This is a genomic window from Mycobacterium sp. THU-M104 (genome assembly GCF_049197365.1).
In the GTDB taxonomy this organism is placed as follows: Bacteria; Actinomycetota; Actinomycetes; order Mycobacteriales; family Mycobacteriaceae; genus Mycobacterium.
Genome location: NZ_JBMIOP010000075.1, coordinates 1 through 15,044, shown reverse-complemented (window position 1 = coordinate 15,044; position 15,044 = coordinate 1). Strand labels below are relative to the sequence as shown.

General features: G+C 71.6%; 17 protein-coding genes and 1 pseudogene. 10 read left to right on the top strand and 8 right to left on the bottom strand.

Going from position 1 to position 15,044, the window contains the following annotated elements; translation table 11 throughout:
- Positions 1-182 precede the first annotated feature (182 nt).
- Positions 183-440: a hypothetical protein gene (locus ACOJVU_RS07200; protein ID WP_421529166.1), complete on the bottom strand. Its 258-nt coding sequence runs from the start codon at positions 438-440 to the stop codon at positions 183-185.
- Between the two features lie 57 nt (positions 441-497).
- On the opposite strand from ACOJVU_RS07200, the pseudogene ACOJVU_RS07195 reads away from it, so the two are divergent.
- Positions 498-953, top strand: a pseudogene (locus ACOJVU_RS07195) (short-chain dehydrogenase); the annotation flags it as partial.
- Here the strand turns inward: ACOJVU_RS07195 and ACOJVU_RS07190 are convergent.
- The gene (locus ACOJVU_RS07190) at positions 925-1,653 is read right to left on the bottom strand and encodes a M24 family metallopeptidase (RefSeq protein WP_421529149.1); all 729 of its coding nucleotides are present in this window, start codon (positions 1,651-1,653) and stop codon (positions 925-927) included. The pseudogene ACOJVU_RS07195 and the gene ACOJVU_RS07190 overlap by 29 nt on opposite strands.
- A 35-nt stretch (positions 1,654-1,688) precedes the next feature.
- On the opposite strand from ACOJVU_RS07190, the gene ACOJVU_RS07185 reads away from it, so the two are divergent.
- The 6 genes from ACOJVU_RS07185 to ACOJVU_RS07160 are packed head-to-tail and all read left to right on the top strand — an operon-like array spanning position 1,689 to position 8,173.
- Complete coding sequence (locus ACOJVU_RS07185; RefSeq protein ID WP_421529148.1) at positions 1,689-2,186, top strand: cupin domain-containing protein; 498 nt, start codon at positions 1,689-1,691, stop codon at positions 2,184-2,186.
- A 52-nt stretch (positions 2,187-2,238) separates the two neighbouring features.
- The gene (locus ACOJVU_RS07180) at positions 2,239-3,162 is read left to right on the top strand and encodes an SDR family NAD(P)-dependent oxidoreductase (RefSeq protein ID WP_421529147.1); all 924 of its coding nucleotides are present in this window, start codon (positions 2,239-2,241) and stop codon (positions 3,160-3,162) included.
- The gene (gene glp, locus ACOJVU_RS07175) at positions 3,163-4,368 is read left to right on the top strand and encodes a gephyrin-like molybdotransferase Glp (protein ID WP_421529146.1); all 1,206 of its coding nucleotides are present in this window, start codon (positions 3,163-3,165) and stop codon (positions 4,366-4,368) included.
- Between the two features lie 51 nt (positions 4,369-4,419).
- Positions 4,420-5,151: a phosphatidylserine decarboxylase gene (locus ACOJVU_RS07170; protein WP_421529145.1), complete on the top strand. Its 732-nt coding sequence runs from the start codon at positions 4,420-4,422 to the stop codon at positions 5,149-5,151.
- A complete protein-coding gene (pssA, locus tag ACOJVU_RS07165) occupies positions 5,148-6,011 on the top strand; it encodes a CDP-diacylglycerol--serine O-phosphatidyltransferase (RefSeq protein WP_421529144.1) in 864 nt (287 codons plus the stop codon). Before ACOJVU_RS07170 ends, pssA begins: the two co-directional genes overlap by 4 nt.
- The gene (locus tag ACOJVU_RS07160) at positions 6,008-8,173 is read left to right on the top strand and encodes an AAA family ATPase (RefSeq protein WP_421529143.1); all 2,166 of its coding nucleotides are present in this window, start codon (positions 6,008-6,010) and stop codon (positions 8,171-8,173) included. The genes pssA and ACOJVU_RS07160 overlap by 4 nt, the downstream gene beginning before the upstream one ends.
- A 22-nt stretch (positions 8,174-8,195) precedes the next feature.
- Here the strand turns inward: ACOJVU_RS07160 and ACOJVU_RS07155 are convergent, their stop codons facing one another.
- The 6 genes from ACOJVU_RS07155 to ACOJVU_RS07130 are packed head-to-tail and all read right to left on the bottom strand — an operon-like array spanning position 8,196 to position 12,577.
- Positions 8,196-9,224: a TIGR03617 family F420-dependent LLM class oxidoreductase gene (locus tag ACOJVU_RS07155; RefSeq protein WP_421529142.1), complete on the bottom strand. Its 1,029-nt coding sequence runs from the start codon at positions 9,222-9,224 to the stop codon at positions 8,196-8,198.
- Positions 9,224-9,865, bottom strand: a complete 642-nt coding sequence (locus ACOJVU_RS07150) for an LON peptidase substrate-binding domain-containing protein (RefSeq protein ID WP_421529141.1) — start codon at positions 9,863-9,865, stop codon at positions 9,224-9,226. Before ACOJVU_RS07150 ends, ACOJVU_RS07155 begins: the two co-directional genes overlap by 1 nt.
- 5 nt (positions 9,866-9,870) lie before the next feature.
- Positions 9,871-11,022: a glutamate--cysteine ligase gene (locus tag ACOJVU_RS07145; RefSeq protein ID WP_421529165.1), complete on the bottom strand. Its 1,152-nt coding sequence runs from the start codon at positions 11,020-11,022 to the stop codon at positions 9,871-9,873.
- Positions 11,003-11,725 (bottom strand): superoxide dismutase[Cu-Zn], encoded by a 723-nt coding sequence (sodC, locus tag ACOJVU_RS07140; RefSeq protein WP_421529140.1) that lies wholly within the window; start codon positions 11,723-11,725, stop codon positions 11,003-11,005. Before sodC ends, ACOJVU_RS07145 begins: the two co-directional genes overlap by 20 nt.
- A gap of 48 nt (positions 11,726-11,773) precedes the next feature.
- The gene (locus ACOJVU_RS07135) at positions 11,774-12,250 is read right to left on the bottom strand and encodes a LytR C-terminal domain-containing protein (RefSeq protein ID WP_421529139.1); all 477 of its coding nucleotides are present in this window, start codon (positions 12,248-12,250) and stop codon (positions 11,774-11,776) included.
- An 18-nt stretch (positions 12,251-12,268) separates the two neighbouring features.
- A complete protein-coding gene (locus tag ACOJVU_RS07130) occupies positions 12,269-12,577 on the bottom strand; it encodes a DUF3263 domain-containing protein (protein ID WP_144950754.1) in 309 nt (102 codons plus the stop codon).
- A 166-nt stretch (positions 12,578-12,743) separates the two neighbouring features.
- Here ACOJVU_RS07130 and ACOJVU_RS07125 point away from each other — a divergent pair, with 166 nt between their 5' ends.
- The 3 genes from ACOJVU_RS07125 to ACOJVU_RS07115 form a co-directional block, all read left to right on the top strand.
- Complete coding sequence (locus tag ACOJVU_RS07125; protein WP_421529138.1) at positions 12,744-13,337, top strand: peptide deformylase; 594 nt, start codon at positions 12,744-12,746, stop codon at positions 13,335-13,337.
- Positions 13,337-14,242: an N-acetylglutamate synthase, CG3035 family gene (locus tag ACOJVU_RS07120; protein WP_421529137.1), complete on the top strand. Its 906-nt coding sequence runs from the start codon at positions 13,337-13,339 to the stop codon at positions 14,240-14,242. Before ACOJVU_RS07125 ends, ACOJVU_RS07120 begins: the two co-directional genes overlap by 1 nt.
- Before the next feature lie 50 nt (positions 14,243-14,292).
- Positions 14,293-15,044 (top strand): exodeoxyribonuclease III (locus ACOJVU_RS07115; RefSeq protein WP_421529164.1); only part of this gene is annotated, 752 nt, incomplete at its 3' end.

The window sequence follows — 15,044 nt, the reverse complement described above, 5'->3', positions numbered from 1 at the left end:
CCGGATCGGGAATGAAACTGGGGTCGCCGGGTGGCGACAACCCAATTACTTACGCTGGCCGGGCGCAGTGCCCGCGACGGACGACCAGACTGGCCTCACCGTCCCGACCTAGCACTCACCGTTGGCGAGTGCCAACGTCATTCTTAGCACTCGCCCATGCCGAGTGCAAGAACGGGGCGGGCTTATCGCGGCGGGCGTAAACCGTCGATGACGACGTCGGTCGCCCGCTCGGCCGGCGCCGCGTCGTAGGCCTGCACCGCCTGGCATCCGACGAGGATGGCCTTCAGATCCCGCATATCGATGTCGCGCCGGGCGGTGCCCGCTTCCTGCGCGGCGCGAAGCAGCTCGCCCAGCATGGCCTTGAATGCGTCCTCGGCCTCGGGCGCGGCGCAGGCGATGTCGATGCCGTACCCGGCCAGTGCGTCGACGAGGCGCCGCATGCGGTTTTCGACGACCGGCGCGAACAGCGCCTCCTCGGCCGGGAAGTGGCGGTAGACCGTGCCCGCGCCGACATCCATTTCGACGACCTGCAGTGGGAGCGCCGCTACAGCCGGGTGGGGGCCTACGGGCAATCCAAGCTCGCCAACCTGCTGTTCACCTACGAACTGCAACGGCGGCTCGCCCCGCGCGGAACGACGACCGCCCTGGCCGCCCACCCCGGCGGCTCGCGGACCGAGCTGACCCGCAACCTGCCCCCGCTGGTCGAGCGCATCGTCACTCCGGTGCTCGACCCGCTCATGCAGGACGCCGCCATGGGCGCGCTGCCGACCTTGCGCGCCGCGACCGATCCGGGCGTGCTCGGCGGCCAGTACTACGGTCCCGACGGCTTCGCCGAACTGCGCGGCAATCCGAAGCTGGTCTCGTCCAGCGAGAAATCCCCTGACGTAGAACGGCAGCGGCGGCTGTGGGAGGTCTCCGAACGGCTCACCGGGGTGGTCTATCCGCTGGGCTGACCGGCAGGTCGAGCAGCTGTTCGTAGAAACCGCCGAACCCGCGCCCCCGATCGACCAGGTGGATTTCCAGAATCCAGTGGCAACGGCGCCCTCGCGGATCGGTCCGGCGCATCGGCTGGTCAGATCCGGGCATGATGTACCACTGGGTGCCGGGGCCGGCGATCTTGCGATGCGGGAACTCGCCCACCAGGTGACCGGCGATGGGGCTGCCCCACTCGAAGCCTTCGGCGCGGGCCACCCCGACGACGAAGTCGAACAACTCGGCCCCGGTGACGTCGGGGTGACCGTCGAAATGCTCGCGCCCGGCCTCCCACACCTGGGGCAGCGCGTCGCGCAGGGCCGACTTGACAGGGTCGTCGCCCAGTACGTAGGTGCGGCCGAAGTCGGCCTCCCAGTCCTCGAAGATCGGTCCCAGGTCGAGGACGACGATGTCGTCGGCGGCGACCACCCGATCCGGCGGGCGTTCCGAGAACGGCTGCAGGGTGTTCTCGCCGGCCCGCACGATCCGCCGATGCCAGTGCCGGGTCACGCCGAGCATCTCCGCGGCGAGGTCGCCGATGTCGTCGGACAGCTCCCGCTCCCCCACGCCGGGACGGATCATGGCGCGCCGTTCGATCTCGTCGAACAGTTGCGCCGCCTTGTGCTCGGCGTCGAGAAGCCGTTCGACGCGACCCAGTTCCTCGGCGGTGAGCCCGTCCACACCCGCGATGCTAGCGACGGTGGCAGGCTGAACGGATGTCGCTCGTGGTGCCGCCCTATCCCCCGCCCCGCTACACCGCCGGCGAGCCGGAGGTCAGCAGCTGGCTCAAGCGGGCCGACTCGCCGCCGGACCACGAAGCTCCGACGGGAGTCCGCTACCACTATCTGGCTGACCAGCGGGCCACCGACGGCGACTACGGGCTCTACCGGGTGGACCTGCCGTCCGCCGGTGGCGGACCGGGGCCGCACTTCCACCGCTCCATGTCGGAGGCGTTCTTCGTGCTGTCCGGGACGATGAAGCTCTACGACGGCAAGGAATGGGTGGACGGGAGACGGGGCGACTTCCTTTACGTTCCGCCCGGCGGGATTCACGGCTTCCGCAACGAAGCCCACGAACCCGCGTCGATCCTCATGCTGTTCGCCCCGGGCGCGCCGCGGGAGGCCTATTTCGAGGGATTCGCGGCACTGGCCGAACTGACCGACGACCAACGCAGGGAATGGTTCGTCCGCCACGACAACCACTGGGTCAGGTAACCGCCCCGTCGCCGGGCCAGCGGCCCCCGATCCGGATGGGTATGTTTTGGCCATGACTTCAGACAAATGGTCGGAAGCCGACGTGCCGGACCAGAGCGGCCGCGTCGCCGTCGTCACCGGGTCCAACACCGGAATCGGCTACCAGGCGGCCGTCGCTCTGGCCTACCGCGGCGCGCACGTGGTGCTGGCGGTGCGCGATCTCGCGAAGGGCAACGCCGCCCTGTCGCGCATCGTCGCCGCACACCCCGGCGCCGACGTCACCCTGCAGGCCCTGGACCTGAGCTCGCTGGACTCGGTGCGTTCGGCGGCCGACGCGCTGCGGGCGGCCTACCCGCGCATCGACCTGCTGATCAACAATGCCGGGGTGATGTGGACACCCAAACGCCTCACCGCGGACGGCTTCGAGCTGCAGTTCGGCACCAACCATCTCGGCCACTTCGCGCTGACGGGCCTGCTGCTCGACCACCTGCTGGACGTGCGCGGCTCGCGAGTGGTGACCGTCAGCAGCCTCGGTCACCGGCTGCGGGCCGCAATCCACTTCGACGACCTGCAGTGGGAGCGCGGGTACGACCGGATCGCCGCCTACGGGCAGTCCAAGCTGGCCAACCTGCTGTTCACCTACGAGCTGCAGCGACGGCTGGCCGCGAGCCCCGAGGCGAAAACCGTCGCCGTCGCCGCGCATCCCGGCGGCTCCAACACCGAGCTGGCCCGCAACCTGCCGGCGATCTTCCAGCCGCTGAAGGCCGTGCTGGGGCCGGTACTGTTCCAGAGCGCGGCGATGGGCGCCCTGCCCACGCTGCGTGCCGCCACCGACCCGGACGTGCAGGGCGGGCAGTACTACGGCCCCGACGGCTTCCTCGAACAGCGCGGCCGTCCCAAGCTCGTCGAATCCAGCGGGCAGTCCCACGACCGGGAACTGCAGCGCCGGCTGTGGGCCGTCTCCGAAGAGCTCACCGGCGTCACGTTCGGGGTCTGAGTGCGGTCGGTCGACGAACACCAGCGGGTCGTCGCGGAGCTGATCCGGGCCCGGCCGGCGGCCACGGTCGCCCTATCGGACGCCCAGGGGCTGGTCCTGGCCGGCGACGTCGTCGCACCGCTGGCGCTGCCGGTGTTCGACAACTCCGCGATGGACGGATACGCGGTGCGCGCCGGGGACATCGCGGCCGCGACGCCCGAGCACCCGGTCATGCTGCCCGTCACCGAGGACATCCCGGCCGGCCGAACCGACGAGTTGACCCTGCGATCGGGCACCGCCCACCGCATCATGACCGGCGCGCCGGTGCCGGCGGGGGCGACGACGATCGTGCCGGTGGAAGACACCGACGGCGGGGTGGAAACCGTGGCGATCCGGGCGCCCCGCGAGCCCGGCAGGCACATCCGGCGCGCGGGCGAGGACGTCGCCTCCGGCACCACCGCGCTACGACGAGGCCAGGTGGTGACACCGGCGGTGCTCGGCCTGGCCGCTGCGTTGGGGATGGCCGGCCTGCCGGTGATCCCGCGCCAGCGGGTGCTGGTGATATCGACCGGGTCGGAGCTGGTGCCGCCGGGCGTCGCGCTGCGACCCGGCCAGATCTACGAGTCCAACTCGATCATGTTGGCCGGCGCCGCCCGCGAGGCCGGCGCGGACGTGATCGCCGTCGCGACCGCCGCAGACGACGTCGCGCAGTTCGGCGCGATCCTGGACCGACACGCTGGCGCGGCCGACCTCGTGATCACCAGCGGCGGCGTCAGCGCCGGCGCCTACGAGGTCGTCAAGGACGCCTTCGGACGGGAGGGCGGCCAGGGGGTCGAATTCGTCAAGGTGGCGATGCAGCCGGGGATGCCGCAGGGCATCGGCCGCGTCGCCGACACCACGGTCGTCACGCTGCCCGGCAACCCGGTCAGCGCGCTGGTGTCCTTCGAGGTGTTCATCCGCCCGGCGCTGCGCAGAGCCATGGGCCTGCCGGACCCGGAGCGCCCGCAGCGGCCCGCGGTCCTGGCCGAGTCGCTGACCTCGCCGCGCGGCAAACGCCAGTTCCGGCGCGCGATATTCGACCCCGGCGAGGGCACGGTCGTCAGCTACGGGCCGCCGGCGTCGCATCACCTGCGGTGGCTGGCGGCGGCGAACGCGCTGCTGGACATCCCCGAAGACGTCGTCGAGGTGGCCGCCGGGACCCGGCTGCAGGTGTGGGATCTGGGCTAGGCCCGACTCGACTGTGCGGCACCGGTTGCGGCGGCTCCGTAAGATGACCGCGTGGCCCGACGCCCGCCCCTTATCGGCCCGACCGCGCAGGACCCGACTTTCGGTCCGCGACACGTGCTGGAGTTGATCCGTTCCACCGTCCCACCCCTGCATCCGGCCGGTCGGCCGTTCGTCGCCGCCGGCTTGGCGCTCGCCCTGGCGGGACGCCACCACCGCTGGCTGCGCCGGGCGGGTCTGCTGGCGGCGGGTGCCTGCGCGGGGTTCTTCCGGCACCCGCCACGGGTGCCGCCCTCGCGGGCCGGCGCCGTGGTGGCGCCCGCCGACGGCGTGGTCTGCGTGATCGACTCCGCCGCCCCGCCCGCCGAACTCGGCATGGGTGACGCGCCGCTGCCGCGGGTCAGCATCTTCTTGTCCCTGCTGGACGCCCACGTGCAGCGCGCGCCGGTGAGCGGCGAGGTGATCGCGGTGCAGCACCGCCCGGGCCGCTTCGGGTCGGCCGACCTCGCGTCGGCCAGCGCCGAGAACGAACGCACCAGCCTGCGGATCCGGACCGGCGGCGGCGCCGAGGCCTCAGACGTCGTGGCGGTGCAGATCGCGGGGCTGCTGGCGCGCCGCATCGTCTGCGACGCGCGGGTGGGCGACACGCTGTCCGTCGGCGACACCTACGGGCTGATCAGGTTCGGCTCCCGGTTGGACACCTACCTGCCGCCGGGCGCGGTGCCGCTCGTCGAGGTGGGCCAGCGGGCGGTCGCCGGCGAGACCGTCCTGGCCGAGCTGCCATGAGCATCAGGCCGCGGGCCAGGCGGGCGGTGAACCTGCAGATCCTGCCCAGCTCGATGACCGTGCTGGCGATCTGCGCCGGGCTGACCGCGATCAAGTTCGCCCTCGAGCACCAGCCGAAAGCCGCGATGGCGCTGATCGCCGCGGCCGCCATCCTGGACGGTCTGGACGGCCGGGTGGCGCGCATCCTGGACGCCCAGTCGCGGATGGGCGCGGAGATCGACTCGCTGGCCGACGCGGTGAACTTCGGGGTCACCCCGGCGATCGTGCTCTACGTGACGATGCTGTCGGCGTCGCCGGCCGGCTGGGTGGTGGTGCTGCTGTACGCGGTGTGCGTGGTATTGCGGCTGGCGCGGTTCAACGCGCTGCTCGACGACGGCAGCCAGCCCGCCTACGCGCGCGAGTTCTTCGTCGGGATGCCCGCGCCGGCCGGCGCGGTGTCGATCATCGGCCTGATCGGGCTCAAACTGCAGTTCGGTGCGGGCTGGTGGACCTCGCCGGTGTTCTTGTGCGTCTGGGTGGTGGGGACCTCGATGCTGCTGGTCAGCAAGGTCCCGATGAAGAAGATGCACGCCGTGGCGGTACCGCCGAGCTGGGCGGCGCCGCTGCTGGCGGTGCTGGCGATCTTCGCCGCGGCCGCAGTGCTGGCCCCCTACCTGCTGATCTGGGCGATCATCCTCGCCTACCTGGTGCACATCCCGTTCGGCGTGCGCAACCAGCGCTGGCTGGCCGCCCACCCCGAGGCCTGGGCCGACAAGCCCAAACAGCGGCGGGCCGCGCGGCGCGCGACCCGCCAGGCCCGGCCCCACCGCCGGTCGATGGCGCGGCTGGGGCTGCGCAAACCGGGCGGGCGTCTGACATGACGGGGCCCGGTCGGCTCACGCTCACCGCCCGGCTCAACACCTCGGCCCTGGACTCGCGTCGGGGCGTCGTCCGCTTGCACCCCAGCGCCGTCGCGGCGCTCGGGATCCGGGAGTGGGACGCGGTGTCGCTGACCGGCTCGCGGACCACGGCGGCCGTGGCCGGCCTGGCCCGCCCGCACACCCCCGTCGGCACCGTGCTGCTCGACGATGTGACGTTGTCCAACGCCGGGCTGCGCGAGGGCACCGCGGTGCTCGTCGGCGCGGTCACCGTGTACGGCGCGCGCTCGGTGACACTGGCCGGCTCGTCCCTGACGACCCGGTCGGTGTCGCCGGTGACCCTGCGCCAGGCCCTGCTCGGCAAGGTGCTGACCGTCGGCGACGCCGTGTCGCTGCTGCCCCGCGACCTCGGCCCCGGCACCTCGACGTCGGACGCCACCCGCGCGCTGGCGGCCGCGGTCGGCATCAGCTGGACGTCGGAGTTGCTGACCGTCACCGGCGCCGACCCGCACGGGCCGGTCAGCGTGCAGCCGAACACGCTGGTCACCTGGGGGGCCGGCGTCCCGGCCGGCGCCGGGCCGGTCACCCGGGAGCCGATGAGCACGGGAACCCCGGCGATCCTCATCGAGGAGCTCAAGGGCTCGCAGCCGCAGGCCGCCAAGCTCGCCGAATGGCTCAAGCTCGCGCTCGACGAACCGCACCTGCTCGAGACGCTGGGCGCCGGCGCAAATTTGGGGGTGCTGGTGTCGGGCCCGGCCGGGGTGGGCAAGGTGACGCTGGTGCGCGCGGTGTGCGACGGCCGCCCGCTGGTGGAACTCGACGGCCCGGAGGTCGGCGCGCTGAGTCCCGAGAACCGGCTCGCGGCGGTGGCCGCGGCCGCGCAGCAGGTTCGCGGCAACGGCGGCGTGCTGCTGATCGCCGATGTGGACGCCCTGCTGCCGGCCACCGCCGAGCCGGTGGACGCCCTGATCCTCGGCGAGCTGCGCACCGCGGTGGGCACCGGGGGCGTCGCGTTGATCGCCACGACCGCGCGACCCGACCATCTCGACGCCAGGCTGCGCGCCCCCGACCTGTGCGACCGGGAGCTGCGCCTGCCGTTGCCGGGCGCCGCGACGCGCAAGGCGCTGCTGGAGGCCCTACTGAAGCCGGTGCCCACCGAGAACCTCCTTCTCGACGAGATCGCCTCCCGCACGCCAGGTTTCGTCGTCGCCGATCTGGCCGCGCTGATGCGCGAGGCGGCGCTGCGGGCCGCGTCGCGGGCCAGCACCGACGGGCAGCCACCCCGGCTGAGCCAGGACGACCTGGCCGGCGCCCTCGGCGTCATCCGGCCGCTGTCCCGCTCGGCCGGCCAGGAACTGGCGGTCGGCAGCGTGACCCTCGACGACGTCGGCGACATGGCCGAGGCCAAACAGGCGTTGACCGAGGCCGTCCTGTGGCCGCTGCAGCATCCCGACACTTTCGCCCGGCTGGGTGTCGATCCGCCCCGCGGCGTGCTGCTCTACGGCCCGCCGGGCTGCGGCAAGACGTTCGTGGTCCGCGCCCTGGCCAGCACCGGACAGTTGAGCGTGCACGCCGTCAAGGGCTCCGAGCTGATGGACAAGTGGGTGGGCAGCAGCGAGCGCGCGGTCCGGGAGCTGTTCCGCCGGGCCCGTGACTCCGCGCCGTCACTGGTGTTCCTCGACGAAGTCGACGCGCTGGCACCCCGGCGCGGGCAGAGCGTCGACTCCGGCGTGACCGACCGGGTGGTGGCCGCGCTGCTGACCGAACTCGACGGCATCGACCCGCTGCGCGACGTCGTGGTACTGGGCGCCACCAACCGCCCCGACCTGATCGACCCTGCGCTGCTGCGCCCCGGGCGGCTGGAGCGTCTCGTGTTCGTCGAACCGCCCGACGCCACCGCCCGCCACGAAATCCTGCGCACCGCCGGGAAATCGATACCGCTGAGCGCCGACGTGACTCTCGACGACGTGGCCGCCGGGCTCGAGGGCTACAGCGCCGCCGACTGCGTGGCGCTGCTGCGGGAGGCGGCGCTGGCGGCGATGCGGCGGTCCATCGACGCCACCGATGTGACGGCCACCGACCTCGCGGCGGCCCGCGAAAACGTCCGCCCCTCACTGGATCCGGTGCAGGTGGATTCGCTGCGCGCGTTCGCCCATACAGCGTAGCGCGCGAAGGCTCACGGCGCCGTCAGCACTGGTGCCGGCGCGGCGCCCGGTGCAGCGCAGCGACCAGGTCGGCGACGTCTCGCGCGCGCGGAGTGTAGCCCGGAAAATAACAGCACACCTCGTCGGCGTGCTCGCCAAACCGTTCGCAGATCTGCCGCGCGCAGTCCTCCGGGGTTCCCGCGATGCCGATCCGGGCCACCATCGGTTCGGTGATCATCGCCCGCATCTCGGCGGCGCGGCCCTTCTTGGACAGCGCGTTGAGGTCGGGCTGGATGTCGGCCCACCCCTCGGCCTCGAGCACGGGCAGGTAGGCCGGGGTCGAGCCGTAGAACCCGATCAGTGACGCCACCCCGTCGACCGCGGCCGCCAGGTCGGCCTCCTCCCGGCCCAGGGCGACCATCGCCTGGGCGACGATCTGGAAGTCGGCGGGCGTCCGTCCCGAACGGCGCAGTCCCTCGTCGACGGCGGGCATCGTGCGCTCGGCCAGATGGCGGGCACTGTTGAACGGCATGACCAGCAGCCCGTCGGCGAACTCGGCGGCCGTGCGGGTCATCACCGGGCCCAGCGCGCCCAGCAGCACCGGAGGCGGCCCGAACGGGTTGGGCCCGGGGTTGAAGTTGGGCGCCATGATCGTGTGGGTGAAGAACTCACCGCGGAAATCCAGCCGCTCCTTGCCTTCCCAGGCCGCGAAGATCGACGTGATCGCCGCGATGGTTTCGGCCATTCGTGCCGCCGGGCGCTCCCACTTGCTGCCGTAGCGCTTCTCGATGTGCGCCCGCACCTGAGAGCCCAGGCCGAGCCGGAACCGTCCGCCGCTGTAGAGCTGCACGTCGTAGGCGGCGTGGGCGAGGTGCAACGGACTGCGCGGTGGGGCGATCGCCACGTTGGTCATCAACTCGCAGGCGGTCGCGTCGGCGGCGATGAGCAGCGGGAAGAACACGTCGTGCTGACCCTCGAAGGTGAACAGGCCGTCGGCGCCGGTCGCGGCGATGCCGGCCGCGCTCGCCGCGGCCTCGGCCGGCGAGCCGTCGACCTGCAAATGCACTTTCATCAGGACAACTCGAATTCGACCACGTCGGCCAGTGCGTCGACGGCCTCGCCGAGAGCCGCCAGCCGGTCGGCGACAGACGGCGCCGCCAGCACGGCGTAGCGGTCGGCGGCCCCGATCGGAACGCGCGACGCCAGCGCGAAGAGCCGTTGCCGGGCATCGGCGTCCCCGGCCGGGCCCAACAACACCTCCCGGGCCGGCAGTTCGCCACCGCGCGCCTGCGCGAGGCGTCCGAACACAGCCATGACGCGGTCTTCGAGGTCGCGGACCTGGGCTGGGGTCACCGGGTCCCCCGGCTCGTCGGGCCAGAGCCGCACGACAGCCCGCGGGTAAGGATCGTCGGGCAGCCACCCACACACCCGTATCCGCTCGCCCGTCCGGCACAGCAGCGCGTAGCGGCCCGCGCCGTGGTCGACAAAATCGCCGACCGTGGCCAGGACCCCGACATCGCAGCGTGCATCGCCCCCGCCCACCTCGCTGCCGGCCGAGATCAGCACCACGCCGAAAGGGTCACCCCGGTCGATGCAGTGGCGAACCAGTGCGCCGTAGCGGGGCTCGAAGATCCGCAGCGGAAGGTCCTGGCCGGGCAGCAGCGCCGATTCCAGCGGGAACATCGCCAGCTCACAGGTTTCGGGATCGGCCATGGGCGCTAGACCTCCAGCTCGGCCACCAGCGCGTCGACGACCGCGCGCAGGTCGCCCTCGTGTTCCTCGGCCACGCGCCGCTGCCGCTGGTAGGACGCGCCGTCGCGCCAGATGTCGGCCACCGCCGCCAGCTCGTCAAGGCAGTTCAGCGATTTGGCGACCGGCTGCAGCCGGGTCAGCAGGTCGGCCAGGTCGTCGGTGACCAGCCGCTCGTTGCTCTCGGCGTCCATGATGATCACCGCATCCAGGCCGTACCGGGCGGCACGCCACTTGTTTTCCTGGACGTGCCAGGGCGGCATGATCGGCAACGTCTCGCCGGCCTCCAGCCGGCGATCCAGGTCGACGATGAGGCAGTGTGTCAGGGCGACCAGCGCGCCCAGCTCCCGCAGGTTGGACACGCCGTCGCAGATCCGCACCTCCAGGGTGCCCAGATGCGGCGACGGCCTGACGTCCCAGCGGATCTCGTCCATGTGGTCGATGATGCCGGTCTTCTTCTGGTCGTAGACGAAACCCTCGAACTCGGCCCAGGTCTGAAACTGGAACGGCAGCCCCGCGGTGGGTAGTTGCTGGAACATCATCGCCCGGTTGCTGGCGTATCCGGTGTCCTCACCGCCCCACCACGGCGAGGACGCCGACAGCGCCAGCAGGTGGGGGTAGTAGTTGAGCAGCGAGCTCATGATCGGCATCACCTGGTGCGCGGAATGGATGCCCACGTGCACATGCACTCCCCAGATCAACATCTGGCGACCCCACCACTGGGTGCGCTTGATCAACTCCGCATACCGCGGCGCGTCGGTGAGCTTCGCCGACGACCACCGCGCGAACGGATGAGTGCCCGCGGACAACAACTCCATGCCGCGGTCCCGGACGATCCGCCGCGCCGGGCCCAGGGTTTGGCGCAGATCCTCGATGGCCTCCCCAGCGGACTCGCAGACGCCGCTGACCACCTCGACGGTGTTGCGTAGCAGTTCCTTGTGTACACGCGGGTTTTCGCCGATCTCGGCGATCACCGAAGTGGCCTCGTTGCTCAGGTCGCGGGTTTGGGCGTCGACCAGGGCGAACTCCCACTCCACCCCGACGGTCGGCCGCGGCGAGCGCGCGAAGTCGATGCGGGCATCGCCCCTTCCAGTGGTCCTGTTACCCGGAACCGATGACACCGCAGGCCACCCGCTTACCGGCGTCACCGGTGCTCCTCGTCGCCTGGTCGGCACCTGGCGTGCCGTTGGTCTGCTGGTAGCGGTCCGCCGGGATGTTGGCGAAGTTGTCGGCACCGGCGTGAATGACGATCGCGGTCTTCTGACCGGTCAGCAGGTCGTCCATGCCGAACGCGTCCGTGGTGGTCTCCAGCATCCCCGTCCCGTCCTGGCGGACCTGAAGCGGCGGCAGGTAACCGCTGTCAGGCTCCGCCGAATGCCCGGGCGACTGGAAATGCCCGCCGGCGGAGAGAAAGTCGCCGGGCTCGCCGCCACCGGGGGCGAGCGAGTTGGGTTCGCACTTGCCGACCTTGTGGATGTGCACCCCGTGGAAGCCGGGCGAGAGGTGACCGGGGCCGGTCGTCGCGATCGTGACGGTGGCGAAGCCGTTACCGAAATCGAACTTGGCGGTGGCGATCTCGGCGCCGTCGGGGTTCTTCAACACCGTGATGATGCTCTGCGCGGCCGGCGCCGCGTTCTCGGCGGCGGTGGGCCCCTCGGGGGCCGGTGAGCCGGTCCAGACCGGCGGGACTGTCCCCGGGGACGTCGCGGGGGGCTGGTTCGGTGAGCAGCCACTCAGCAGCAGGGCGCAGGTGGCCAAGAGACACGTTGGCAGTGCGGACATGGTGGCGGCAGCGGCATTACGGTGACCGACGAACAAAGGCATGACGAGAGCCTAACCCGGCGACCCGTAACCGATCGAGCGGCCGGACGCTCAGCCCGTCACCAGGACGATGACGCCCGGCGGCTGATCGTTGAGCGCGGGGATCCGCGGTTCCACGGGTGCGCCCAGTTTCTTGCCCACGGCGTCGGCGGTGGCCTGCTCGCCGGCGGCGTCGGTGAAGTACACCGTGGTGGTCGCGACTTCGGGCACCGTGAGGTTGCCGACCTCGGTGACCCGGAAGCCGGCGGAGGTGAGTTCGTGCTCGGTCTGCCCGGCGACGCCTTCCTTGGACGAGATGTTGTAGACGCGGACATCCGCCTGATTCGCCGCGGGCTTCGTCGACGACGTGGCCGAGGACCTGGTGGTGCTGGTCATGCTCGACACCGCCGACGCCGAATCGTCATCGGATTTCCCCGACGAGCCGATGGCCTGCCAGCCGAGCAGCAGGAAAATCACGCCGAGGAACAGCAGCACCATCACCATGGCCCGCAGCGGAAGCCCCGCGGAATCGGGGACGCGCTCTTTCATCGAGACCACTGTAGCGAGTCAGGTCACCTCGAAGCCGAGACGCCGCGCCGCGCGTGCCTTCTGACGGCTCGCACGCAGCCGCCGCAGCCGTTTCACCAGCATCGGGTCGGCGGCCAGCGCCTCGGGCCGGTCAACCAGCGCGTTGAGCACCTGGTAGTAACGCGTCGCCGACATCGAGAACAATTCTTTGATGGCGTCTTCCTTGACCCCGGCGAATTTCCACCACTGACGTTCGAACGCCAGGATGTCGTGCTCGCGACGGGTGAGCCCATCGGCGATGTCGGCGTCGTCCCCCGATTGGTTTGCCCGCGCCATGGCGCTGTCCATATTGGTTCCCCTGGACCCTTCCGGCGGATTCTCGAATTGCTCTGCTGATGTGATTACGGGCATGTTTTGCGCGAATATTGAACCACGTCGCGAAGTCTGGCGGCGCGAACCCGGACCCGCGAGTCGCCGTATCGCCCGGGTTGCGGCACCCCTAAGCTAGCCGACCATGGCAGTCGTACCCATCCGCATCGTGGGAGACCCGGTGTTGCACACACCGACGGAGCCCGTGCCGGTCGCCGCCGACGGCTCGCTCCCGGCCGACCTGGCCGAGCTGATCTCCACGATGTACAACACCATGGACGCCGCCCACGGCGTCGGCCTCGCCGCCAACCAGATCGGCTACCGGCTGCGGGTTTTCGTCTACGACTGCGCCGACGACCGCGGGATCAGCGAGCGCCGACGCGGCGTGGTGGTCAATCCGGTCCTGGAAACCTCCGAGGTGCCCGAGACCATGCCGGATCCGGAGGCCGACGACGAAGGCTGCCTGTCGGTCCCCGGCGAGTCGTTTCCCACCGGCCGTGCGACGTGGGCGAAGGTGACCGGCCTGGACGGGCAGGGCAACCCGGTCGCGCTCGAGGGCACCGGCCTGTTCGCCCGGATGCTGCAGCACGAAACCGGGCATCTCGACGGCTTCTTGTACCTGGACCGCCTCGTGGGCCGGTACGCGCGCGGCGCCAAACGGGCCATCAAGGCCCACGGCTGGGGCGTGCCCGGCCTGTCGTGGCTGCCGGGCGAGGGGCCGGATCCGTTCGGTCACTGATGGTCGGGTGGCCAGAGCCCGGAACGCGGGTGTCGGTGCGCTACCGGCGTGCGCGCGGTTCGGTCCCGCCGCTGACCGACGCGGTGGGGCACCTGCTGGCGGTCGAACCGGTGGTGCGGGTGCGGACGAAGACCGGCGCGGTCGTCGAGTTCGCACCCGGGGACGTCGTGGCGCTACGGGTGCTGACCGACGCACCGGTACGCACGTCCCAGATTCGCGCCCTCGAGCACGCGGCCGCGCTGGCCTGTCCCGGCGTCGAGCACACCTGGCTGGACGGCTGGCTGCTGCGGGCCGCGCCCGGGGCCGGTTCGGAACAAAATTCCGCTGTGCCACTTGATTTTTCGGCTCAGGTAAGCGCCCTGCCCGCGATCGCCGACTGGTACCGGCGCCGCGGCCTGACGCCGCGGCTGGCCATCCCCGACCGCGTGCTGGCGCCGCCGCCAGGGCTCACGGCCGACCATACCGCACACGTCCTGGTACGCGACGTCTCCGGCATGGGCACCGGCGGACCCGTCCCGCCCATCGCCCTCACGGCCCGGCCGGACGACGCCTGGGTGCAGACGGCGGGGTGCGGGCTCACGGTGGAAACGCTGACCGCCGTCACCGCCGGCGAGTTGAGGTTCGGCGTGCAGCCGGGTGCGGCGGCCCGCGCCGCGGTGACCGACGCGCCCGACGGCACCCGCTGGGTGGGGCTGTGGGTGCCCGACGCCGGTGACGCGGCCGCCGCCCACCGGGTGTGCGAGGCCCTGCTGGTCTGGGGCGCGGGGCGCGACGCGACCCGCGGCTACGTCGCGGTCGCCGATGGCGACGCCGCCGGGCGAGCCGTGGCCGGCGCGCTGGGCTTCCGGGCTCACCACCGCCGCCGGTACTTCCCGGCCCGCGCCGCCGGCACCGCTACCGTCTAGGCATGCCCCACGGCACCGATGACGGCGCAGATGACGACAGTGGCCGGCTGCTGCGCCTGGCCACCTGGAACGTGAACTCGATTCGGACCCGCCTGGACCGCGTCGTGGACTGGTTGGCCCGCGCCGACGTCGACGTGCTGGCCATGCAGGAGACCAAGTGCGCCGACCACCAGTTCCCGACGCTGCCATTCGTCGAACTCGGCTACGAGGTCGCCCATGCCGGCGTCAACCAGTGGAACGGCGTGGCGATCGCGTCGCGCGTCGGCCTCGACGACGTGCGGGTCGGCTTCGACGGCCAGCCCGGCTGGAGCGCCAAGCCCGGGGTGGACCCCGCCCCGGAAGCCCGCGCCCTGGGCGCCACCTGCGCCGGTGTGCGGGTGTGGAGCCTCTACGTGCCCAACGGCCGCGCCGTCGGCGATCCCCACTACGTCTACAAGCTGGACTGGCTCGCGGCGCTGCGCGCCGCGGCGGCGGGCTGGCTGCGCGACGACCCTGCGGCACGGATCGCTCTGGCGGGCGACTGGAACATCGCCCCCACCGACGACGATGTCTGGAGCCCCGAATTCTTCGCCGGCGCCACCCACGTCTCCGAACCCGAGCGCCGCGCCTTCCAGGCCGTGCTCGACGCGCAGTTCACCGACGTCGTCCGGCCATTTACGCCCGGCCCCGGGGTGTACACCTACTGGGATTACACCCAGCTGCGATTTCCCAAGAGGCAGGGCATGCGCATCGACTTCATCCTCGCCTCGCCGGCGTTGGCGGGCCGGGTGAGCGCCGCGCAGATCGTTCGCGAGGAACGCAA

Bases quoted from the DNA above. Each gene is read 5' to 3' on its own strand.
- ACOJVU_RS07200 (WP_421529166.1), bottom strand. From the start codon at position 440: ATGCGGCGCCTCGTCGACGCACTGGCCGGGTACGGCATCGACATCGCC.
- ACOJVU_RS07185 (WP_421529148.1), top strand. From the start codon at position 1,689: ATGTCGCTCGTGGTGCCGCCCTATCCCCCGCCCCGCTACACCGCCGGC.
- ACOJVU_RS07180 (WP_421529147.1), top strand. From the start codon at position 2,239: ATGACTTCAGACAAATGGTCGGAAGCCGACGTGCCGGACCAGAGCGGC.
- pssA (WP_421529144.1), top strand. From the start codon at position 5,148: ATGAGCATCAGGCCGCGGGCCAGGCGGGCGGTGAACCTGCAGATCCTG.
- ACOJVU_RS07160 (WP_421529143.1), top strand. From the start codon at position 6,008: ATGACGGGGCCCGGTCGGCTCACGCTCACCGCCCGGCTCAACACCTCG.
- ACOJVU_RS07155 (WP_421529142.1), bottom strand. From the start codon at position 9,224: ATGAAAGTGCATTTGCAGGTCGACGGCTCGCCGGCCGAGGCCGCGGCG.
- ACOJVU_RS07150 (WP_421529141.1), bottom strand. From the start codon at position 9,865: ATGGCCGATCCCGAAACCTGTGAGCTGGCGATGTTCCCGCTGGAATCG.
- sodC (WP_421529140.1), bottom strand. From the start codon at position 11,725: ATGCCTTTGTTCGTCGGTCACCGTAATGCCGCTGCCGCCACCATGTCC.
- ACOJVU_RS07135 (WP_421529139.1), bottom strand. From the start codon at position 12,250: ATGAAAGAGCGCGTCCCCGATTCCGCGGGGCTTCCGCTGCGGGCCATG.
- ACOJVU_RS07130 (WP_144950754.1), bottom strand. From the start codon at position 12,577: ATGGACAGCGCCATGGCGCGGGCAAACCAATCGGGGGACGACGCCGAC.
- ACOJVU_RS07125 (WP_421529138.1), top strand. From the start codon at position 12,744: ATGGCAGTCGTACCCATCCGCATCGTGGGAGACCCGGTGTTGCACACA.
- ACOJVU_RS07120 (WP_421529137.1), top strand. From the start codon at position 13,337: ATGGTCGGGTGGCCAGAGCCCGGAACGCGGGTGTCGGTGCGCTACCGG.